Origin of the sequence: Anaeropeptidivorans aminofermentans (assembly GCF_940670685.1) — a bacterium.
GTDB lineage: Bacteria > Bacillota > Clostridia > Lachnospirales > UBA5962 > Anaeropeptidivorans > Anaeropeptidivorans aminofermentans.
In genome coordinates this window covers 853,954-876,789 of the sequence record NZ_OW711693.1, presented here as the reverse complement: position 1 = coordinate 876,789, position 22,836 = coordinate 853,954, and the positions used below count along the sequence as shown (strand labels likewise).

Annotated in this window: 20 protein-coding genes; 2 read left to right on the top strand and 18 right to left on the bottom strand. The window is 38.0% G+C overall.

Annotated features, from left to right (window positions below; genetic code table 11):
* Positions 1–2: 2 nt before the first annotated feature.
* From NBX03_RS03565 to NBX03_RS03510, 12 genes are all read right to left on the bottom strand, one after another.
* Positions 3–1,568, bottom strand: a complete 1,566-nt coding sequence (locus tag NBX03_RS03565; RefSeq protein WP_250229405.1) for an ABC transporter substrate-binding protein — start codon at positions 1,566–1,568, stop codon at positions 3–5.
* A 154-nt stretch (positions 1,569–1,722) separates the two neighbouring features.
* Positions 1,723–3,267, bottom strand: coding sequence for a citrate lyase subunit alpha (citF, locus tag NBX03_RS03560; RefSeq protein WP_250229404.1), 1,545 nt, complete (start codon positions 3,265–3,267; stop codon positions 1,723–1,725).
* Positions 3,264–4,148 (bottom strand): HpcH/HpaI aldolase/citrate lyase family protein, encoded by an 885-nt coding sequence (locus NBX03_RS03555; RefSeq protein WP_250229403.1) that lies wholly within the window; start codon positions 4,146–4,148, stop codon positions 3,264–3,266. The genes citF and NBX03_RS03555 overlap by 4 nt, the downstream gene beginning before the upstream one ends.
* Entirely contained in the window at positions 4,132–4,398 is a 267-nt protein-coding gene (locus NBX03_RS03550) for a citrate lyase acyl carrier protein (protein WP_250229402.1), read from the bottom strand. Before NBX03_RS03550 ends, NBX03_RS03555 begins: the two co-directional genes overlap by 17 nt.
* A gap of 252 nt (positions 4,399–4,650) precedes the next feature.
* On the bottom strand, positions 4,651–5,325 hold the full coding sequence (locus NBX03_RS03545) for a GntR family transcriptional regulator (protein WP_250229401.1): 675 nt from the start codon (positions 5,323–5,325) through the stop codon (positions 4,651–4,653).
* A 589-nt stretch (positions 5,326–5,914) separates the two neighbouring features.
* Entirely contained in the window at positions 5,915–7,603 is a 1,689-nt protein-coding gene (locus NBX03_RS03540) for a ribonuclease J (RefSeq protein WP_250229400.1), read from the bottom strand.
* Between the two features lie 492 nt (positions 7,604–8,095).
* Complete coding sequence (locus NBX03_RS03535; protein ID WP_250229399.1) at positions 8,096–8,410, bottom strand: DUF1292 domain-containing protein; 315 nt, start codon at positions 8,408–8,410, stop codon at positions 8,096–8,098.
* Positions 8,397–8,858 carry a Holliday junction resolvase RuvX gene (gene ruvX, locus NBX03_RS03530; RefSeq protein WP_250229398.1) on the bottom strand — a complete coding sequence of 154 codons (462 nt, stop codon included), beginning with the start codon at positions 8,856–8,858 and terminating at the stop codon, positions 8,397–8,399. Before ruvX ends, NBX03_RS03535 begins: the two co-directional genes overlap by 14 nt.
* Positions 8,858–9,121, bottom strand: a complete 264-nt coding sequence (locus NBX03_RS03525) for an IreB family regulatory phosphoprotein (RefSeq protein ID WP_250229397.1) — start codon at positions 9,119–9,121, stop codon at positions 8,858–8,860. The genes ruvX and NBX03_RS03525 overlap by 1 nt, the downstream gene beginning before the upstream one ends.
* 88 nt (positions 9,122–9,209) lie before the next feature.
* Positions 9,210–10,511 carry a tRNA (N(6)-L-threonylcarbamoyladenosine(37)-C(2))-methylthiotransferase MtaB gene (gene mtaB, locus NBX03_RS03520; protein WP_267134870.1) on the bottom strand — a complete coding sequence of 434 codons (1,302 nt, stop codon included), beginning with the start codon at positions 10,509–10,511 and terminating at the stop codon, positions 9,210–9,212.
* Between the two features lie 95 nt (positions 10,512–10,606).
* Positions 10,607–11,677, bottom strand: coding sequence for an NADH:flavin oxidoreductase (locus tag NBX03_RS03515; RefSeq protein WP_250229396.1), 1,071 nt, complete (start codon positions 11,675–11,677; stop codon positions 10,607–10,609).
* A 46-nt stretch (positions 11,678–11,723) separates the two neighbouring features.
* The gene (locus tag NBX03_RS03510) at positions 11,724–13,391 is read right to left on the bottom strand and encodes a glutamine--tRNA ligase/YqeY domain fusion protein (protein ID WP_250229395.1); all 1,668 of its coding nucleotides are present in this window, start codon (positions 13,389–13,391) and stop codon (positions 11,724–11,726) included.
* A 527-nt stretch (positions 13,392–13,918) separates the two neighbouring features.
* Here NBX03_RS03510 and NBX03_RS03505 point away from each other — a divergent pair.
* Together NBX03_RS03505 and htpG are read left to right on the top strand one after the other, a co-directional pair.
* Positions 13,919–14,380 carry a DUF5721 family protein gene (locus NBX03_RS03505; protein WP_250229394.1) on the top strand — a complete coding sequence of 154 codons (462 nt, stop codon included), beginning with the start codon at positions 13,919–13,921 and terminating at the stop codon, positions 14,378–14,380.
* A gap of 258 nt (positions 14,381–14,638) precedes the next feature.
* On the top strand, positions 14,639–16,498 hold the full coding sequence (htpG, locus tag NBX03_RS03500) for a molecular chaperone HtpG (protein WP_250229393.1): 1,860 nt from the start codon (positions 14,639–14,641) through the stop codon (positions 16,496–16,498).
* A gap of 373 nt (positions 16,499–16,871) precedes the next feature.
* Here the strand turns inward: htpG and rdgB are convergent, their stop codons facing one another.
* From rdgB to NBX03_RS03470, 6 genes are all read right to left on the bottom strand, one after another.
* Entirely contained in the window at positions 16,872–17,459 is a 588-nt protein-coding gene (gene rdgB / locus NBX03_RS03495) for an RdgB/HAM1 family non-canonical purine NTP pyrophosphatase (RefSeq protein WP_250229392.1), read from the bottom strand.
* Positions 17,460–17,523: 64 nt separating this feature from the next.
* A complete protein-coding gene (gene hpf, locus NBX03_RS03490) occupies positions 17,524–18,075 on the bottom strand; it encodes a ribosome hibernation-promoting factor, HPF/YfiA family (RefSeq protein ID WP_250229391.1) in 552 nt (183 codons plus the stop codon).
* Positions 18,076–18,248: 173 nt separating this feature from the next.
* Positions 18,249–19,133 (bottom strand): SPL family radical SAM protein, encoded by an 885-nt coding sequence (locus tag NBX03_RS03485; protein WP_250229390.1) that lies wholly within the window; start codon positions 19,131–19,133, stop codon positions 18,249–18,251.
* 8 nt (positions 19,134–19,141) lie between these two features.
* A complete protein-coding gene (gene radA / locus NBX03_RS03480) occupies positions 19,142–20,515 on the bottom strand; it encodes a DNA repair protein RadA (RefSeq protein ID WP_250229389.1) in 1,374 nt (457 codons plus the stop codon).
* A 394-nt stretch (positions 20,516–20,909) separates the two neighbouring features.
* Positions 20,910–21,323, bottom strand: coding sequence for an endosialidase (locus tag NBX03_RS03475; protein WP_250229388.1), 414 nt, complete (start codon positions 21,321–21,323; stop codon positions 20,910–20,912).
* A 278-nt stretch (positions 21,324–21,601) separates the two neighbouring features.
* Complete coding sequence (locus NBX03_RS03470) at positions 21,602–22,816, bottom strand: MFS transporter (RefSeq protein WP_250229387.1); 1,215 nt, start codon at positions 22,814–22,816, stop codon at positions 21,602–21,604.
* Positions 22,817–22,836 lie beyond the last annotated feature (20 nt).

The following is a 22,836-nucleotide window of genomic DNA, read 5'->3' as shown; positions in this document are numbered from 1 at the left end:
TGTTATTCAAAATACATCTTGCTAACATTGTATCTGTAAACAGGATGAGGATACACATTTTTAAGACTTGAGCTGAAGAACATGAAAACCTTAGTAGTATAAATAGGTATTAAAGGAACATCTTCTTTTAAGATATCATTGATTTCTCTGTATATCTTAATTCTTTCTTCGCTGTCAATAGTCATTCTGGCTTTTTCAATAAGCTCATCTACTGTAGGATTGGAGTAACCTGAATAGTTATTTCCGCCGCCAAGCATCTCTGTATGGAACCTTCTTGTAACAACACTGTCGGCATCTCTTACTGTAGCGTTAATCATTCTAAGGCTTGCAACAAAGTTTCTGTTTCCGCCTACATCCTCTAAATAAGCTGCTCTTTCCATTTTGTTGAATGTAATATTTATTCCGATTTTCCTAAGCTGGTCCTGTACAACTTCTGCCGGCTTCATATACAAATCAGATCCTTGCATGCTGAATACTGCGTCAAAGCCGTTTGGATATCCGGCTTCCGCAAGTAAATCTTTTGCTTTGTCAAGGTCCTGCTCATACCATTCAAAATCATCTAAATATCCAAAAACAGATGTAGGTGACAGGCAATTTGCAACTTCAGCATATCCTTCAGCACCGCCTAATACGATAGCGTCTCTGTCAAGAGCATACGCTACTGCCTGACGTATTCTTTTATCACTGAATATACCGTCTGTTACGTTAAATGTAATATGGTGAAGACCAACACCAGGGCATTCAACATAACCTATATTTTCAAGGTTCATCATATGCTGATAATCGGACTGCGCAACGTTATAGTAAGCATCCAGTGTGCCGTCCTCAAGCGCTATAGCGCCTGATGCCGCATCGGGAACAAGCTTATATGTAAGCTTTGAAATTTTAGCGGCTCCGTCATAATAATCATCGAACTTTTCAAGAACAAGCGCATCGCCGCTTCTCCATTCAGCCATTTTATAAGCGCCTGTGCCCACAGGGTTTCTTGCAAAGTCAATTTTGTTTGCTTCAGCTTCTTCAACCGCTCTTTTGCTTACAATACCAAATGTCATATTTGTCATAACGTCAAGAATAGGGCCATAGGGATATTTAAGAACGCACTTTACAGTTTTGTCGTCAACTTTTTCAAAATGGTCTATAGGCTCGCTTATACCGCTTGAATAGCTTGATTCCAATGAACGCTGAAGTGAAAAAAAGACGTCGTCTGCTGTCATGGTGTCACCATTATGGAATTTAACGCCTTCTCTTAAATGGAATGTAATCTCTGTATTATCTTCGCTGAATTCCCATGACTCTGCTAAGCCCGGAACAAGCTTGGTATAATCTGTAGGATCCTCTTTAACAAGTGCGTCAAAAATCTGGAACATCATCATATGGGTTACAGTATCCTTGCTTGTGGCAGGGTCAAGAGACGATGCTTCAGCATTTACGCCCCATAAAAGAGAATCTTTTCCGGCGGCACCTGACGGATCCCCCTTCTCCGCGCTGGAAGCGCTGTTTCCACAGCCGGAAAATACAGAAAGTGCTATCATTACCATAGCTAAAACTATACTAATCTTTCTTTTCATTTCTATCCTCCTGTTTTTATTTCATAAGGCCCGTTGCCTTATGAAAGATTGTAAATTTATATTAAATATATAAACTTTTAAGGATGCTGATTAATATCAGCTGCTTATTAATGACCCTGCGCATGCATATACGCCTGTCAGGAAGCTTACGCCGTTAATCTTTGATTACATTGTAAACAACATCGATTATGCTTCCGTCTCCGCTTTCAACTATGCCTATAATCTTATCCCCAAAATGAGCCGGATCGGGCTTTCCTGTCAATTTCTCCGCAGTATTTTTAAGTTCTTCTATCGTAACAAGAGGCAGGCCTTTCCCTTTTAGCGCTTCCGCTAGCTCTTTATTTCTGGGATTTACAGCAACTCCTCTTTCAGTAACTACAATATCTATGTTTTCTCCGGGAGTAACTATTGTCGTAACCTTGTCAACAACGATAGGTATCCTTTTTCTAAGAAGCGGAGCAACGGCAACAGTAAGCTTTGCACCTTCTGCCGTATCTTGATGGCCCCCAATTGCTCCCATAAAAACACCCGTAGAAGCAGTAAGAACATTTACATTAAAATCCGTATCTATTTCCGTAGCGGATAATATCATGATATCAAGTTTATCTGCAACACAGCTCTTTCCTGCCGTATTTGCGTACATACTGGCACTCATTTCTATGTGGTTGTCATTTTTTAAATAAGATGCAGCCGCCTGAGCATCAAATGTCTGCACATCAAGAAGATAGGAGAACAGGCCTTCCTCAAGCATATCTACCATAAAAGAAGTAATTCCGCCGGATCCGAAGGAGCCTTTTATATTGTTTTGCCTCATATAATCTCTTAAATATTTTGCAACAGCAAGCGCAGCACCGCCGCTTCCTGCCTGAAATGAAAAGCCGTTTTTAACATAACCTGACTCTATTATTACCTTAGCTGCATTTTCAGCAATCAAAAGCTCCGTAGGATTTTTAGTAAGTCTCGTTGCTCCGGCACCGATTTTTTCAATATCCCCAAGAGATTCAACAACCACTACATAATCCACAAGATTTTCAGGTATACTTACAGGGCATGCGGGATATTCCACAAGATTATCTGTAATGGCAACTACCTTCTTTGCGTATTTTGCATCCATCATGGCATAGCCCATGGAACCGAAAGCTGATTTCCCCTTCTGGCCGTTCATGTTTCCGGCTTCGTCACAGCAAGGCGCTCCGATAAAGGCTATATCTATTTTCACGTCGCCTTCTTCTATTGCTCTTGCTCTTCCTCCATGGCTTCTGAATATTACAGGCTTTTTAAGAATCCCGTCCTCGCTGATGGCTCTTCCTAAAGTCCCTCTTAAGCCGCTTGTCTGTATCCCCGTTACAACACCGTTTTTGATATGCTCAAGAACGCCCTCATGAGCATCTGTAAGAGAAGACGCACACACAGTCAAATCCCTCACGCCATAAGCCGCAATTTCATCCAATACCATGTTAAGAACATAATCGCCATTTCTCAAATGATGATGAAAGGAAATTGTCATTCCGTCTTTAATATCTGCTTTAACAAGAGCTTCCCTTATGCTTTCTAAAACCTTGCTTTCTTTATGTAATCTTTTTGAATCTATGTTGTTTCCTTCTTTATCCAAACCGTATGGCCTGAGATTTCCTATGCCCTCAATATATACAGGAATATCCCTTGAAACCTTGTTTTTCACAAAATTCAAATTAATCATTCCCTGTTCTCCATTTCCCAAAGCTCTAAAATACGCCTTGCTTTATTTATAACCGGGGCATCTATCATCTTCCCGTTAAAAAGTATTACTCCTTTATGATTTTTTTCGGCTTCCGCCGCAGCCTCTATGATTCCTCTGGCTTTTTCAGCCTCTTCTTCGGAAGGAGTATAGATATCTTTTACTACTTTTATCTGGGCCGGATGGATACAGGATTTGCCTTTAAACCCAAGGCTTTTGGCCATTCTTGTTTCCTTTTCAAAACCTTCGTGATCGTCAAGATCTGTCCATACCGTATCTATTGCATCAACTCCGTATAGAGAAGCAACAAGTGCCACATATCCTCTGGCATATGCCAGCTGCTCATGCCCTTTCACTCTCTCGGTACCAAGAGAATTCGTATAATCCTCGGCGCCAAAGGATATAGATATTACCCTTTTACTTGCAGATGCTATTTCAGCCGCATTGAAAACTCCCTTTGGGGTTTCTATGGCGCATTGAATTTTTACGGAGCCTTCTTCAATTCCGTTTACTTTTTCAACCTCTGTAAGAAGAACATCTAATTCCTCTACATTTTTTTTACTTTCACACATAGGAAGCCTTATATTTCTAAGCCCTGCTGCAACAGTTTGAGTAACGTCAATCTTTCCGAATTCCGTATATAGAGGATTTATTCTTGCAAACACCTCTACGTTTCCAAAATCGATAACCTTTAAGGCCTCACAGAGCAAATCTCTGGCGGCATCCTTTTCCGTATAGGATATTGCGTCTTCCAAATCAAATATGATGCAATCCGGATTATAAGCAGGTGCGCTTTGATAAAGCTTCGGCTCGTTTGCAGGGCAAAAAAGCATGGTTCTTCTGAGCTTATTCACTTTTTCCATTTAAAGCCCTCCTGATAGCAGTTTTTGTTCTGGCCTTTATTGTAAAATCCAGACTGCTGAAGTCATTTATTTCGATTTCGGCATTTTCAATTCCCATTTCTTCTGCCGCTTCTTCCGCCGCTGATTTCATATGCCTGCCGAAAAGCTTGTTCAGCTTACTGTTAACTGTAATATTCAAGCCTCCTGAGTCCTTTATATTAACCTTGACAAAACAATCCTGCCTAGCCTCTTTTCCAGCTACGCCAAACATATTGCCGCCTCCTAACAAGAATCTTTGTGTATGTATGTATTTGTGTATCCATGTATACATATTACAGCAAAAAAAAATCTTTCGCAAGCATTTATGATATTTTGTTAAATTGCATTATATTATTGCTTTGCTTTTCTGTAGATTTGCATAAAAAAAGCCATTATTGTAATGGTTTTTTAAAGATAAAATCAAAAACATGTAAAGAATAATCCGCGTATTTTTGATCTCTAAAAATAATGGCCTTAAAATATATTAATCCTTATTGATGCCTAATTTATTAAGAAGGGTTTCTTTGGCCTTTCTAATATGCTTTCTGCAATATTCCTCGGCGGCTTCAGGATTGCCTTCTGCTATTAAATCCACTATCTTTTTATGGTCTGCAACAGATATGCTTCTTCTTTGGTTATGAGATAATGTTATCTTTCTGAAGCTTACTATATATTCATATAAATTAAGAAGATTTTCCTTAAGCCTTTTGCTTCCCGCCGCTTCTAAAACTGTTTTGTTATACTGGTCGTGGAGAGCATAAAGCGTTTCATACGCGCCTTCGTCATTGGCCTTTTCCATATTCTCAACAGTATCTTTTAAAGATGCAATAACTACTTTATCGCCTTTTATACAGACAAGCCTTACGGCAAGACCTTCTAAAACCTCTCGCATGTCATATATTTCTATTATTGATTCTTTCGTTATGCTTCTTACTACGGTTCCTCTTTTCGGATGATACTCAACAAGGCCTTCCGCTTCAAGCTTCCTGAATGCCTCTCTAACAGGCGTACGGCTTATTTTAAGCTCTTCTGCAACAGCCGTTTCCATAATTCTTTCATTTTGCGCAAGCTTTCCGTCTAATATTGCTTTTCTCAAAATCTCAAATACTATATCCCTTGTAGGCCTTAAATCATTTTCATCAATTTTTAAAAGCTCCATAAAAACCTCACTAATAATTGATTTTTTAATAGAATAAATTGTTTTCACCGCTCAGTATAAACTATAACATATACATACCGAATCTTCCAACAGTTTTTTAATAAATGAGATTGGTTTCTCAGCCTGTAATTAGTTAAAGCTTATAGTTGATTTAAACTGAAACAATAGTGGAGATTTCCACATAGCGGAAGATATAGCAAATTTAAAAATAAACAACAGCAAAGCCGTATATCGCTTGAATTTATATGAAATAGCAGCATTGTCAATTTGATTTTTTCTAACTTTATATCCTCTAAAACTAAATGCTTATAAAGGTATAAAAATAAATTGACAATGCCTAGGCTCAAAAATATATTTTAGAAGAAATAAAATAAATGGCCTTTTGTGAAACTGTTTTTATTTGATTTTATATATTGAAAGCCTTAGTAAAGGTAATTTTACTATGTTTCCGAAGGAAATCCGTGTTTTTATACGAAGCAAACTTAAATCTTTTTATATAAAAAAGCCGCCTTCCGTCAAAAGCAAATGCTTCTACTGATAACGGAACACGGCATTTTATTTATTTTATATTATATATAAAAGCTTATCTCTATACCTCCATGATAATAGGAAGTATCATAGGCCTTCTCTTTGTTTTCTGCCATAAATACTCTCTGAGAGAGTCTCTTATGAGGCTTTTTATATAAGACCAGTCTGAAATCTGCTTTCTTTCGCATTTTGCGAGGGCCTCCATTACTACGTTCCTGGCCTCTTCTATAAGGTTTTCGCTTTCTTTTACGTAAACGAAGCCTCTCGATATAATATCAGGCCCTGCAAGTATCTGGCTGGATTCCTTTTCCATCGTTACAACAACAATCATAAGTCCGTCCTGGGATAAATGCTTTCTGTCTCTGATTACGATATTTCCGACATCGCCTACCCCAAGGCCGTCTACAAATATCTGGCCTGAAGGAACGCTTCCGTTTATTTTAGCACCCCTTTGATTAACCTCAAGGACTTCTCCTATGCCCATGATGAAGATGTCCTTTTTCTTCATACCCATGGACATGGCAAGTTCCTGATGCTTAAAAAGATGCTTATATTCTCCGTGTACCGGCATAAGGTATTTAGGTTTTACAAGCGCATGCAGAAGCTTAAGCTCTTCCTGCTTTGCATGCCCCGATACGTGAACCTCTTTTAAAGCGCCTTCGTATACAACCTCCGCTCCTTTTTTAAGAAGCTCATTGATAACCTTGGAAATGGTTTTTTCGTTTCCGGGTATCGGTGAAGCCGAAATGATTATTTTGTCTCCCGGCTTTATTTCCACCTGCCTATGCTCGTTTGAGGCCATTCTTGAAAGGGCCGCCATAGGCTCTCCCTGGCTTCCGGTGGTTATAATAACAAGCTGTTTATCCGTATAATTTTTAATCTCGCTTATTTCTATAAGAGCGTTCTTGGGGATATCCAAATATCCCAGCTCACTGGCAGTACGAACGGAATTTTCCATGCTTCTGCCCATAACGGCAATCTTTCTGTGATGTTTTACTGCAGAATTTACGATTTGCTGAATTCTATGGATATTTGATGAGAATGTAGCAACCATAATTCTTTGGGTAGGGCTTTCTTCAAATATTCTTTCAAAAATCTGCCCTACGGTTTTTTCGCTCATGGTGTATCCCGGCTGGTCACAATTCGTGCTTTCACACAGGAAAAGGAGAACGCCTTCTTTTCCAAGCTCTGCAAAGCGCTGTAAATCTATAGCGTCCCCGTGAATGGGGGTATAGTCTATTTTAAAATCGCCTGAATGAACTACCAAGCCTGCCGGGGTATAGATAGCCATAGCTACCGAATCAGCTATGCTGTGGGTAGTACAAATAAATTCTACCTTAAAATTCTTAAATTTAACCGTATCCCCTGCCTTAACACAGTTCAGGGTGGTCTTTTCAAGAAGCCCGTGCTCTCTAAGCTTATTTTCCAAAAGGCCTAAAGTAAGCCTTGTTCCATAGATGGGAACATCAAATTCCTTTAAAAAATAGGGTATTGAACCGATATGGTCCTCATGACCATGGGTAAGAAGCAAACCCTTTATCTTATCCCTGTTTTTCTGAAGATAAGTGAAATCCGGTATTACAAGGTCGATGCCGAGCATATCGTCCTGTGGGAAAGCAACGCCGCAATCGACTATGATAATTTCGTTCCCATATTCAAATATGGTCATATTCTTTCCGATTTCCTGAAGTCCGCCTAAGGCAATTACCTTAAGCTTGCCAGGACTTTTGTTAATTTTTTTCTCTGCCAAATAAATTGCACCTCCGAATTATTCTAATATAGTATATGTTCTCTGTATTCACGTTTTAATACAGCTTTAAAAACACACAAATAACAAGCCTTATAAAAGGCTAAAACTTTTTTCAAAGTTATGTACCGTCCATTTGCTTTTATGCCTAAATAAGCATAGGCTTTAAAAGGCTTAAAGTTCCGTTCGCAAATAAAAGCCTTGTAAGATTTTCTCAAAATAAACATTAAAATAAGAACCTAATCAATAATAAAATTTTCATTATTTTATTATTGCTCTAAGGTTTATTGAATAAACATGACATTTTAAATTAAAGAATATATAAAAACCTCTTCCGCCGAGAGGCATCATCTTCATATTTTATATTAAACGAATCTAAAACCGATTTTTAATCAAAATAAAAGTCTTTTCCTAATAAAAAGCCTCGTCTACCATAAATCCTTTAACAAAAAACAACGCTTAAGGCAAAATTGGAACACCCTAAGCGAAAATAAATTATAGCTCTATATCGTAATCCTCGTTATTATTCTCAAAAAGCTCCGCAATAATATTAAATTCCTCTTCGTCTTCGATAAGCTCGTAAACTACGTCGTCTCCGTCTACTTCAACCTCTTTTATGATGGTGGCTTCCGTATCGTCGTCTTCTATATCTTCTATTACCAGAAGATAAGTTCCGCCCTTATGCTCAACGACATCTAAAATATAAAACTCTATTTCATTTCCGTCTTCGTCTGTTACTGTAATGGATTCAATTACATCTTCATCGTCAAATTCATCGAATTCATCAAAATCATCATTATTCTTTTCCATTATTATATCCACCTTCACCGTTTTTATTATTTAAATAATCTAAATAGCCCTGAAGGATATAGACTGCTGCAATTTTATCAATTACTTCTTTTCTTTCAAAAAAGTTCATGCCGGAAGCAATTAAATTGCGTTCAGTTGCAACTGTTGACAGCCTTTCATCCCATAATATTATTTCCATGCTTTTAAAATTTCTTTGGAGCCTGTCACGAAATTCCAAAGTCTTTTGACATCTTATGCCCTCAGAGTTGTCCATGTTCTTAGGATATCCCAAAACGATGGTTTTTATTTCATATTCTCTAATAATTTCTCTTAAACGAGCGATGCTTTTTTTAAAGCTGTTTTCATCCGTTCTTCTGACAATCTCAATACCTTGGGCAGTTATTCCAAGTAAATCACTCATTGCTACGCCTATTGTCTTATCCCCGTAATCAAGACCTAAAATACGCATTATAAAGTATTATTCTCTAAATAAAAAGTTACCATTTCCTCTAAAAGCTCATCCCTTTCAAGCTTTCCTACAAGCACTCTGGCGTTTCTGTGGCTTGTGATATAGGTAGGGTCACCTGAAAGTATATATCCTACGATTTGATTCACAGGGTTATATCCCTTTTCCTTGAGCGCATAGTAAATTTCTCTTAAAATTTCCTTTGCTTCGTTTTTGGAGATTTTATCAAATTCGGTAAACTTTTGAGTTTCACTTAATCTTTTCATTTAATCACACTCCATGGGAATAAGAACAAACTAATTAACACATATTCATAATAATACAAAACCAAATAATATGCAAATTACATTTTAGTTAAATTTCCTCCGAAATAAGAGAAAAACTGTCAATATCCTTTATTTTAACCTTGAATATTTCGTTTATAATATTTTTTCTGCTTTCTGTTCTGACATTTATGTAATTAGAGGCATGACCGGAAAATACGCCGTCTTTTTCCTCTTCATACAAAACTTCCAGTTCTCTTCCGATAAAGCCCTTTAAAAAATCTATTTGAAGCTTTTCCCCGGTTTCTCCCATTAAAGCCGCTCTTTCATGCTTTATTTTTTCAGGAATTTGATTCTTAAATAAAGCCGCCTTTGTTCCTACCTTAGGAGAATAGGGAAATACATGTATTTTAGAAAGCTTCATTCTTTTTGCAAAGACCATACTTTCTTTAAAGTCCTCATCTGTTTCTCCGGGAAAGCCTACAATAATGTCTGTCGTAATGCCTACATCGGGGAAATTTTCTCTCAGGAGATTTACCGCATTTTCATATTCAGCAGCCATATACCTTCTGTTCATGCGCTTAAGAGTATTGTCGCAGCCGGATTGAAGAGAAAGGTGAAAATGCTCACATACTTTAGGCATGGCTTTAAGGGCATTTATAAAGTCATTGGTGATAACCGTAGGCTCTACAGAGCTGAAACGGATTCTCTTGATACCGTCAATCTCATGAATCTTTTTAAGGACGGAAACTAAATTAATATCTCCTAAATCTTTTCCATAAGAAGCAACATGTATACCGGCTAATACAATTTCCTTATATCCGTTTTCAGAAAGTCTTTGGGCTTCTTCCGCAATGGACTGAATGGAACGGCTTCTTACGGGGCCTCTTGCAAAGGGTATGATGCAATAGGTACAGAACCTGTCGCAGCCTTCCTGTATCTTTAAATAAGCCCTTTGCCTGTCACTAAGGCTTTCCACCGTAAGCTCTTCAAATTCCCTTTCCAGCATAATATCGGAAACACAGCTTTCCGTGCCTTTTGAAGCGGAGTAGTTTTCCACAATATTTACAATATTGGCCCTGTCTTTTGTGCCTATGATAAGGTTAACCTCTTCAATTTTAGAAACCTCCTCCGGCGCCACCTGAGCATAGCAGCCGCAGGCAACTAAAATAGCCTCAGGATTATGTTTTTTAGCCCGCCGTATCATCTGGCGGGATTTTTTATCCCCGAAATTGGTAACCGTACATGTATTTACAATATAAACATCGGCTTTTTCTGAAAATTCCACAAGCTCATAGCCCTTTTTTTTAAAAAGCTCAAGCATTGCCTCCGTATCGTATAAATTTACTTTGCAGCCTAAGGTTAAAGCCGCAACCTTCTTATTTTCCGTCACTTAAAAATTTCTCCTTTAATCTTCGGCAAAATATACCAAAGGAATACAGCATATGAAAGCATTAATGCTTTCATATGCTTATTATATTTTATTTTTTAAGGCGTAACAATACCTGCCTTTTTTCTTGCAGGGCAGGGCTTATCTTCCGAATAAAATGAGCATACCCTGCATTTTAAACAGGGATTAATTTTATCCCCTGTTCTATATTTAGAAAGCCACATAGGATCGCATAAAAGGCCTTTGGCCGATGCGGCAAAATCTGCATAGCCCTTTTTTATTACTTCATCTGCCATTTCCGGTTTATCTATGCCGAAAACGCATATAACAGGGATATTTACATGTTTTTTTATATTAAAGCCCAAATTGGCTATCCATGAAAATTCATCATCTATAATCTCCATATCTTCCGGCTCTTTTGTGGAAAAGTTTGAGGATATATGAAGATAGTCTACCCCCGCCTTTTCAAAAGTCTTTGCATATTCGATGCCGCCTTTTAAATCAGGCTCATTTGCCCCGAGACGCATTCCAACGATAAAGTCGCTGTCCATATTTTCTTTTACGGCTTTGATAACTTTCTTCCCTAATAAGGCCTTATCTTTGCCGTACTCATCTTCTCTTTTATTGATATTATGGCTTAAAAACTGGCTTATTAAATACCCATGGGCGCCGTGAATCTCTACGCCGTCAAAGCCTGCCGCTTTCGCTCTCTTAGAAGCATTTACAAAATCTTCTATGACCTTCTCAAGCTCTGCTTCGGAAGCTTCTCTTATAACAACGCCGTCTTTATCCTCAAAAGGACTTGCAGTAAAAATATTTTCTACAGCAGCTGAGTTTTTGTCGGTTTTAATTCCCGCATGATGGATTTGTATCAAAGCAAGGCTTCCCTTTTCATGGATAGCATCTGCTATTTTAGAAAGGCCCGGAATAAATTCATCATCCCATATGCCCAGCTGATTTTTTCTAAGTCTTCCGTTCAGACTTATACAAGTAGCCTCTACAATGACAATGCCAGCTTCCCCCGATGACATATACTTGTAGCTTTCGATATTTTCTTCTGTTACAAAGCCGTCGCCTTTTGAAAGGCCGAAGCGGACAACCGGCGGATAAACCAGCCTGTTGTGAATTTCCTTATTCTTTAATTTAAAGCTTGAAAATAAATCTGCCATAGTGCTTCCCCCCGCAATATCTGCAATATTTAACTGGCTTATTATATTAATTTCCCGGCTTGTAAGAGCTTTTAAGGGCTACGACCTCATTAAAAACAAGATTTTCCGGTGTTGAAAGCTTATAATCGATGCAAAAGTAACCGTTCCTCATAAACTGGAACCTGTCTTCAACTGCTGCTTCTTTTAAAGAAGGCTCAACGTAGCAGTTTTCATAAAGTTTAAGAGAATCAGGATTTTTCCTCAGTCCGTTTTCGCTTGTTTCATCGTCAAAAACAATAAAGTCAAATTCTCTTGCGGTAACTTTGAGGGCGTGAGGAGCGCTTACCCAGTGAATGGTTCCTTTTACCTTTCTGCCGTCAAAGCCGGAGCCGCTTCTCGTTTGTGGGTCATAGGTGCCGTGTATCTCTGTAACATTTCCGTTTTCGTCCTTCACAAAGTCTGTACAGGTAACAAAATATGCCCCTTTAAGCCTTACCTCCTGCCCAGGCGTAAGCCTGTGGAATTTCTTAGGCGCATCTTCCATAAAGTCTGAACGCTCTATATAAAGCTCTCTTGAAAAAGGTACCTCTCTCGTACCCATTTCAGGAACCTCAGGATTATTTTCAAGGGTTACGTATTCCCCTTCCCCTTCGGGGTAATTTGTTATCACAAGCTTCACAGGGTCAAGAACCGCCATTACTACCTTTGAGCGAAGCTTCAAATCATCTCTTACGCAGTATTCAAGAAAGGAATAATCTACCTTGCTGTTGGCCTTTGATACCCCTATTTTTTCAAGGAAGTCAATCAAAGCTTCCGGTGTATAGCCTCTTCTTCTCATGCCTGAAAGGGTCGCAAGCCTTGGATCGTCCCAGCCGTCAACCTCTTTATTATCTACAAGGGCCTTTAAATATCTTTTTCCTACAATGGTATTGGTAAGATAAAGTTTTGCAAATTCTATCTGCCTTGGTTTCAGCTCAAAATCAAGCTCATTGATGAACCAGTCATAAAGAGGCCTATGGTCTTCAAACTCCATGGAGCAAAGGGAATGGGTGATTCCCTCGATAGCATCTTCAAGGGGATGAGCATAGTCATACATCGGATAAATACACCATTTATCCCCTGTTCTATGATGCGGTATTTTAGCGATACGGTAAATAACAGGATCTCTCATATTAATATTGGGAGAGCTCATGTCAATTTTAGCCCTTAATGTTCTGGAGCCATCGGGGAATTCCCCGTTTTTCATTCTCTCAAACAAATCAAGGTTTTCTTCTATCGTCCTGTTTCTATAGGGGCTTTCCTTCCCCGGGGCGTTTAATGTTCCCCTGTATTGCCTGATTTCCTCTGCTGTAAGGTCGCAGACGAAGGCCTTGCCTTTTTTTATCAGCGTAATTGCCATCTCATAAAACTGCTCAAAATAATCCGACGCAAAATAAAGCCTGTCTTCCCAGTCCGCCCCAAGCCATTTAATATCCCTTATAATAGATTCTACGTATTCCGTATCCTCCTTGGCCGGATTGGTGTCGTCAAAACGCAGATTGAACTTTCCCCCGTACATTTTTGCAATGCTGTAATTCAAAGTAATGGCCTTGGCATGGCCTATATGAAGGTAACCGTTAGGCTCCGGAGGAAAGCGTGTATGCACTTGGTTCAGTCTTCCCTCTAAATCTTCGTTAATATAAGCGTGAATAAAATTGCCGGTTTCGCTTAAGCTGCTTTCGCTCCTGTTTTCCATAATAACCTCCTGCTTTTACGTAAGATAAATAATATATAAATTATACTATAGTCGTAGTTTTTTTATACTAATCAAATTATTGCCTGCTCCTGCATTTCCCTTCGGAAATGTATTCAGAAACAAAATCAAATACAGTTTGATTTGCCAGTTTCCTTTTTTGCCATATATACTCATACACTCCTCTTCGAGAAATGTATTCAGAAACAAAATTAAGCTTCGCTTAATTTTGTTTCCATTATACCACATGAAATAATCTGTTTCAAATCTCCGGAAAGGCTTAATAGGGGCCTATCTTTCCTATTTCATATTTTTGCAAGAAATGCTATAATTATACTATTGTTTTAATAGAACTGCAATATAGGCCTAAGATAAACGCTAAAACAATATCTGGTAAGCTCTTTGTTTTAGCGTCGCAGGTGCCTGCAAAACCAATTTTCGGCGAAGGTCAAATACTTTTCTTGTTTTTGGCCTGAATATAAGCCCTGAAAGTCTTTCACATTTACAGGGCTATTGATACGGAGGATAAAATGCTGTCATTTTCAGTTCCCCTAAGTGAAGTTAAGGATTTTATGGCTTCACTGTTTAAAAAGGATGTATTTGATTTCTTTGAGGTAAGAGGTGTAGAAATAATTACATTTACAAAATTTGAGATATCTGCCATAATCTCATCTGATGAAGAAGACGAGAGAACAAGAAACTTCTGTATTTGGGAAGAATTAAGGCCCTATGCCTTTGACATCATCAAAGGAAATAAAAAGCCTAAAGCCATCAAAATTATATTTTCCATGCCTCAGGAAAAGGCAGAGGTCCTTCACCAAAATGCCGGCGCTTTATATCTTAATTTAATTTATAACGGAAATGAAATTAATCTAAGCACGGCCACAAGTCAAAAGACCTTTGCCTTAAATAAAGAGCTGGATTTGGTTTGGGAGGAATATATAAAAAACTTTTTCAAAGAAAATAAAATCGCTGTTGTTTACGATAATTAAACTTTTGTTAGCACTTGACGGCGTTGAGTGCTAATTTTTTATTGACTTTTCTGATGCTACTACTTATTATATTTATATATAGTTAAACAAAGTAAAATAGCCGCAAAATCCCGTTCTCCATAGTTCAAAAATACGGATTTCCATAGAGAACAGGCTTTTGTTATTTCTTCAGAATAAATTTACTATATTTACTTGGTTTTACTATACTTAGCTTTTCTAAAGCCTAAAGAAATATGAACCAAATAAGGAGGAAAATCAATGGAAAAAGGAAATTTATCCATAAACAGTGAAAATCTCTTGCCCATTATAAAAAAATGGCTTTATTCCGATATGGATATATTTTTAAGGGAGCTTGTATCCAACGGCTGCGACGCTATTACAAAGCTTATAAAGCTTAGGGATATGGGGGAGGCCCCTTTCGTTTCCCCGGAAGAAAAGTTTTCCGTTAAGGTTACTTTTAATAAGGAAAATAAGACCATTAAAATAATGGATAACGGCATTGGTATGACCGCCGAAGAAATAAATAAATATATCAATGAAATCGCCTTTAGCGGCGCAGAGGACTTTATTGAAAAATATAAGGATAAGCTTGGCGCTGAAAATGAAATTATAGGCCATTTCGGCCTTGGGTTTTATTCGGCCTTTATGGTTTCAGACACGGTGGAAATTGACTCTTTAAGCTATGCAGAAGGCGCCAAAGCCGCCAAATGGATATGCCACGGCGGCATAGAATATGAAATTTCAGAAGGTACGAAGGCTGAAAGAGGAACTGAAATAACCCTTCACATAAATGAAGAAAGCAAAGACTTTCTCTCTCGTTATAAACTAAATGAGATTCTGAAAAAATACTGCAGCTTCATGCCTTATGAAATCTATCTCATTGATGAAAATGAAAAATCTAAGGAAAAAGAAGAAGGCGAAGAGGAAGAAAAAACTTCAGAGCCATTACCCATAAACGACACCAAGCCTCTTTGGCTTAAAAAGGCTTCTGAAGTAACAGACGAAGAATATAAAGAATTTTACCATACTGTATTTATGGATTTTAATGAGCCTTTATTTTGGATTCATTTAAATATGGACTATCCCTTTAACCTTAAAGGCATCCTTTACTTTCCTAAACTTAAAAACGATTTTGAGCCTATGGAAGGAGAAATTAAGCTTTACTGCAATCAGGTTTTCGTTGCAGACAACGTGAAGGAAGTAGTTCCTGAATTCCTGCTTCTTTTAAAAGGCGTTCTGGACTGCCCCGATATTCCTCTTAACGTATCCAGAAGCTTCTTGCAAAACGATGCCAATGTTTCAAAAATGTCCGGCTATATTACGAGGAAGGTCGCAGATAAGCTGAATTCCCTATTTAAAAAGGATAGGGATAATTACGCTAAATTCTGGGATGATGTCAATATCTTTATTAAATTCGGCTGTATTAAGGATAAATCCTTCTACGATAAAATTAAAGACAGCCTTTTATTTAAAACAACGGCAGAAGAGCATCTCACTTTAAATGAATATACGGAAAAATACAATACGAAGGAAATATACTATGCCTCCGACCTTGTTCAGCAGTCTCAATATATCAAGCTTTTTAAAGAACAAGGCATAGAGCCGCTCATATTAAATACCGTAATAGACAATCCCTTTATTTCTTATATCGAATCTTATTCAGAAGGCATAAAATTCTTAAGAATAGATGCTGAAATAAGCAAAAACCTTAAATCCGAAGAAGGAAGCAGCGAAAATAACGAAGCCATTGCAGAAATTTTTAAAAATGCCATCGGCGAGGACATAAAAATAGAGGTAGAAACCCTGAAATCTGAAAATACACCGGCAATCGTTCTTTTAAGTGAGCAGGACAGAAGAATGCAGGAAATGAGCAAAATGTTTGCCGGCATAGGAGAAGGCTTTAAATCTCAGGAAACTCTGATTATAAACAATAATAACAACCTGGTTAAAACGCTTCTTGCCCTTAAGGATAATGAAAATAAAAAAGAAGATATGCTTCTAATCTGCCGCCAGATATACGACCTTGCAATGATGAGCCATAAGCCCCTTCCGCCGGAGGAAATGAGCGCATTTATTGAAAGAAACAATAAAATACTTGATATGATAGCAAATAAATAATACTTAAAAAAGGTATTGCAAAATAATTTTGCAATACCTTTTTCGTTTATAGTAAATTTAAAGTTAAACAGCAGCAAAGCCGTATATTCACAAAAGCTCAAAAACGTACCGTTTCCGAAGGAAATCCTTATTTTTAATCTTGCTGGGAACAGAATAGGCTTTGCTGCTTCTTCATATTAAATTTACAATAAAATTCTTTCTCTTTTTTAAATAGCGTATAATTTATAAACTTACTCTGAATTATTTCACTCTTACAGCCATACGAATAAATATGTTGCAATTTACTTTTCTCTTATTTTAGGCCCTCTAAAGTCTAATATTCACTTCAGGATAAAGGCAAATTGGCTATACGTAAAAGCCGCGAGTACTGCCTTTACGAAATCTTCTCGTCCAGTCTCTTTTTTATGGCCCTAAGGGCTATTCCCCTATGGCTTATTTTATTTTTCTCGGCAGGCTCCATTTCAGCAACCGTAAGCTTATATTCCGGTATATAAAATATAGGGTCATAGCCGAAGCCGTTTTCTCCCTTTGGCTCCTGGGCAATTTCTCCTTCCATAATGCCTCTTTCCGTAAGTACTGTACCATCGGGAAACGCAGCTGCTATAACAGCTACATATCGTGCCGTTCTTTCTTCTTTTTTTGCGCTTTCAAGCATTTCAAGCACCTTTTGATTTTTTATGGTATAAGGGGTATTCTCTCCCAAAAACCTTGCAGAATGAACCCCCGGCTTTTTATCAAGATAATCAATTTCTATACCGGAATCGTCTGCAAGAACTATTTTATTGGAAATAAGCATAATTTCCTTTGCTTTTTTAATGGCGTTATCCTCAAATGTTTCTCCGTCTTCAATAACGTCAATCTCTATTCCGGCTTCTTCCATGCCCATTACATTATAGCCTTCCAATATGGCTTTAACTTCCTTTAATTTTCCTTTGTTTTTTGTGGCAAATATAATATCCATTTCTTCCTCCGCTTTGCTGTAGGCTATTTAAAAGCCCCCCTTACGGGGGGCATAAATTATATTTTTATACTTCCGGCTCAATAATGCCATAGGTACTGTCATGTCTTTTATATACTACGTTGATTTCTTCGGTTCTGCTGTTTCTGAATACAAAAAAGTTGTGACCGAGAAGCTCCATATTCATAACGGCCTCTTCAACATCCATGGGCTTAAATGCAAATTTCTTCGTCTTTTTAATTAAAACCTTTTGTTCGTCTGAATCCTTTGAATCCTCTGCATGGCTGCTGAATACGTTATTATATTCCTCGATAAAAGAAGAATCCCTTCTTGCTTTGTTGTTAAGCTGCCCCTTATACTTTTTCATCTGTCTTTCAAGGGCATCTACAACCTTGTCAACAGCGTTAAGCATATCTACATCTGTAACCTCGGCTCTTAAGGTCCTGCCTTTCAAAGGAATTGTAACTTCGACTTTATTATTGATTTTAATGGTAGAAAATGTAACAAACACTTCGCAGTTTTCAGGTAAGATTCTTTCGAGCCTGCCGATCTTCTGCATGGTTTTTTCCTTGATATTGTCTCCTGCATTAAAATCCCTGCTAGTAAATGAGTAACGCATATTAACAGCTCCCTTCATTTGCCATGAGGCAAAATGCTATTGGTATAAATTTAACCTTCTTACCAAATTTTATGCATGTGCCTCTTATAGTTATTATACTAAATTTACATGAATTTTTCCAGAAGAAAATAACAATTTCATATAAAGCAGCATGAAAATAATCCTAATGCTCCCTAAAACAAGGATAATTGGGTGTTCTCATAGCCGCATTTATAGGAATATATAATATCTTTCATATTATAAAGGATGTTATTTCTTATAGCATAAGCTTTAAACATGGAATAAAGCGCTCTTGAACGGGATGATGGGCATTTATATTTATTTTCGAAGGTTTCGATATATCTTTCCTTTACAAAAGGAAAATGTTTATCCAGCATATTATAAAAATACGCTCTTTGGCTATCCCTTAGGGTAAGGCCGAAATAAGGATATATAAATTTAGCCTTTGCCGCTTTAAGGGCTTCCAGTAAGTTTAAAATATCTTCCTTTGAATCATTTATAAAGGGAAGCACAGGCATCAGGAGAACCCCCGCATAGATCCCTTCTTCTGAAAGCATTTTTAAGGCTTCAAGCCGTTCAGAGGTGGTGGGTGCCCCAGGCTCGATTATTTTTGCAAGAGTATCGTCTAAGGTGGTTATGGTTATTTTAACGATTACAGGGCTATGGGCCTTTATTTCCTTTAAAACATCGATATCTCTTTTAATCAGTATTCCCTTGGTATCTATAGCTGCGCCAAAGCCGTAAGCCGAAATAAGCTCAAGGGCATTTCTTGTAAGGCAAAGCTTTTCTTCAAGGGGATTATAAGGGTCGCTCATGGCTCCCGTAGCCACTACCCCCTTTTTAACCTTCCGCCTTAAGTCGTTTCTGATTATGGCAAGGGCATCTTCTTTTACCTTAACCTGATGAAAGTTTTTATCCTGATAGCAATCGCTTCTTGAATCGCAGTAAATACAGCCATGGCTGCACCCTCTGTAAATATTCATATTGTACTCACAGCCGAACCAATAGTCCGGCCTTTTATTATGGGTTACTATGGTTTTTGCAGGTATATATTCCATAAAATCACCTATTTGGGGCATGCTATTTCTAAAAGCTCTATGATATTTGATATTCCGTAAACCTGTATATTTTCGGTATTTTTAATGCCTTTGGTATTTGCCTTCGGCATAATACAGGTTTTAAAGCCAAGCTTTGAAGCCTCTGCTATTCTTGTCTGGGCGTTTGATACGGCTCTCATTTCCCCCGTAAGGCCTACCTCCCCGAAAATAAGGGTATCATAGGCTACAGGAATATTCCGGTAGCTTGAAGCAATAGCCGCTATAATGGCCGCATCTACGGCAGGCTCTGTTATTTTCATTCCGCCGGCTATATTTACATAAGAGTCGTAGGCGCTAAGCTGCATTCCTCTTCTTTTTTCCAAAACCGCCATAAGCATTGCAACCCTGTTATAATCTACCCCCGTAGACGTTCTTCTGGGAACACCGAAGCTTGTTTTTGACACAAGGGCCTGAACCTCCGCAAGAATCGGCCTAGTGCCTTCCACAGAACAGGTAATTACAGAGCCCGGAGCATTTATGGGCCTTCCCGTAAGCATGTATTCGGAAGGATTTGCTATTTCCGCAAGGCCTTCCTTCCGCATTTCAAATACGCCTATTTCATTTGTTGCACCAAATCGGTTTTTTACAGCTCTGATAAGTCTGTAGGAAGCAAGCTTGTCCCCTTCAAAATATAAAACCGTATCCACCATATGCTCAAGTATTTTAGGCCCGGCTATAGCCCCGTCCTTAGTCACATGACCTACGATTATGGTGGAAATGCCCTTGACCTTGGATATGTGCATAAAATGAGAGGTGCATTCTCTGACCTGAGTAACGCTTCCCGGTGCGGAAGCAATATCACCTGAATATATGGTCTGTATAGAGTCGATGATTAAAAAATCAGGGTTTATGCTGTTTACGGCTTCATTTATGGCTTCAAGGTTGGTTTCGCTCATAATAAGCAGATTTTCCGTATCGATGGAAAGCCTGCCCGCCCTTAGCTTTATCTGCTTTGCAGATTCCTCTCCCGATACGTAGAGGACAGTTTTCCCCTGTTCGCCTATGGTCTGGGAGATTTGAAGAATAATCGTGGATTTTCCTATGCCCGGATCACCGCCGATAAGCATCAAAGAGCCTTCAACGATTCCGCCGCTTAAAACCCTGTCCAATTCATTTATTTTCGTCGATAGTTTCTTATCTTCCATGGAGCTTATATCGGAAAGTTTCAAAGCTCCCTTTCCCCCTGAAAACCTTTTGCCTTTTTCCTTTGAGCCATAGCGGCTAACCTCTGGAATACTCTCTTCAAAGGTATTAAACTCACCGCATTGAGTGCATCTGCCCAGCCATTTCCCTGTTTCATAGCCGCAATTAGTACATATATAAACGCTTTTCTGTTTTGCCATGACTGCTCCTTTAACTTTAATTATAAATACTATGGTATCCTTTTTATAGTAAATTTCATATGAAACAATGGTGGAATAATATAGGCCTTCACCAAACGGGCATTTGCTCCTACAGCGGAAATCCTCAATACCGTTTCAGTTGAAATCGACTATATAGTCAAATTGCTTTTATTCCGCATTAAGTACTTGCTCTAACGGGGCATAAAATAAGAGAAAAGCGATTTGACAATACCCCCATTTCATTTGAATTTGACTATAAATTTCTTAATATATTCTATTGTATCAGATTATTCCGGATATGAAAAAGGGGCATCTATCAAGATGCCCTTTTTTAAAGAAAAATAATAAGTTATGTTCTCATAGAAGGAATTTAAGTATCTAAAATCATGGCTTTCTAGCTTATTTTCTCTATTTTTACACATTGAGGATTTTCACAAAGCTCTACAGAGAAATTAATTTTTCCTGATTTGCTGCTTTTTGTGCTTCCAACGTTTACATTATCAACAATGATTTTATATTCCTTTTCCCCTTCAAGCTCCATAGTAATCTGAGTGTTTTCAATACCCTCTATGTCGAAGGATATACAATCGTTTTTTTCTTTGAGATTGTGAACAGTTGATCCTGGGACCGTTTCTATCAGAAGGCCTCCGTTTTTTTCAAGTCTTGTCACAAGTTTATGGGTTCTTACGTTATATAAATTACCGCCTAGCTCAAAATCATTAAACTTTTTCTTTCCATCCGCAAGATAATCACCGAAGCTAAGACTTTCACCGTCTACGGATTTAATGATTTCGTTTATAACAGCCATTGCGCAACCTCCTAGTAATAATATTTATATAAATAAATTGTATTGACTGAAATGTGAATTTTATTATAACAAAAATAACTACCTTTGTATATAAAGAAAATTACTCAAAAAACAAAAGACTTTCGCTGTTTTTTGCTTATAGTAAATTTAAAATTAATCCCCAATAAAACCGTATATTCCTATAGACTCAAAAATGTACTGTTTCCAAAGGAAATCCGTGTTTTTTAGTCTTTAATGAATCAGCTTTTGTTACTTCTTTATAAGAAACTTACTATAACTTATTCTTCCGGAATGGGGTCTTTCTTATATCTTGCATAATACATTGACGCAAGCGCCAGCGCTATTACTACGGATACAAAGCCGCCTACAAAGGGGAGCTTAGGCCCTATGGAATAAAGAAGCCCTGCAAATACCGCCCCTATAATACCGCCAAGAGATTTCATAGAATTATAAAAGCCCATTATAAGATTTCGATTGGGGATATCCCCATTTGCATGGTCGGCTACAATGTTTTGCAAAAGAGGAACGGTGATTGCGTTTAATCCGAATAAAATAATATTAAGTGCCATAAAGGGTATTGTAGCACCTATTAAGATGACCCCAGCCATATTTACGGCAATAATTATAAATATGTATATAACCGATTTTCTAATGTCGGATTTATTAAGAAGCCATAGTGTCACAGTAGAGTTAACCGCTAAAGTGATGATTCCCATAATACCTTTTATAGCGCCGTTTACCCCTGATGTGAAATTAAGCTGGTCTTTTATATAATAATTAAATGTCTGGTCGAAGGCCGTAAAGCCGACATTTTGAAGCACACAGACTATAAAAAGGACAAAGAGCATAATATTCATAAATTTTCTGCTGGCGATAAAGGCCGCAAAAGGGTTTGCTTCATTGGCAATGGACTTAATGCTTATTTCTTTTATGGAAACCCTGGCGTCATTTTCCATAATGATAAAAAATAAAATGCCGCTTAAAGAAAGCGTTGCTACCTGTACCCATACAGGAAGATAAGTATCAATCTCGCCGAGAAAGCCTCCGATAAAATATCCGAAGGCACCGCCAAGAGACTGTATCGTAGCAGAAATGGCAAGACCCCGGCCCCTTTCAAGCTCTGTTTGGGAGGTATTGACAATGTATGTAAGCACGCTTACAAATGCGCCCCCTGTAAAAATGCCTGTAAACATTCTTGCAGCAATAAAATGGGCTTCTGTCTGGGACAGGCCAAAAAGAATCTGCCCTACGGCATATCCTGCGCAGCCAATTAAAAGACTGGTCCGGCTGGAAAAAAAATCATTAATCTTTCCCCAGAAAGGAGAAAAAAGAAAATTAGAGGTAAGCATTGAAGCTAAAGCCATTCCAAACATATAGCTTTTAAGGCCTAAAGTGTTAAAAATCGTAGGCGTAACAGGATGCGCAAAATTAGCCCCAAGGCTAAAAAGCGTATATACCGCAAAAAATAAAGTCATTCTTTTCTTTCTGTTCATCTCTTCCTCCAGAGGGTTAT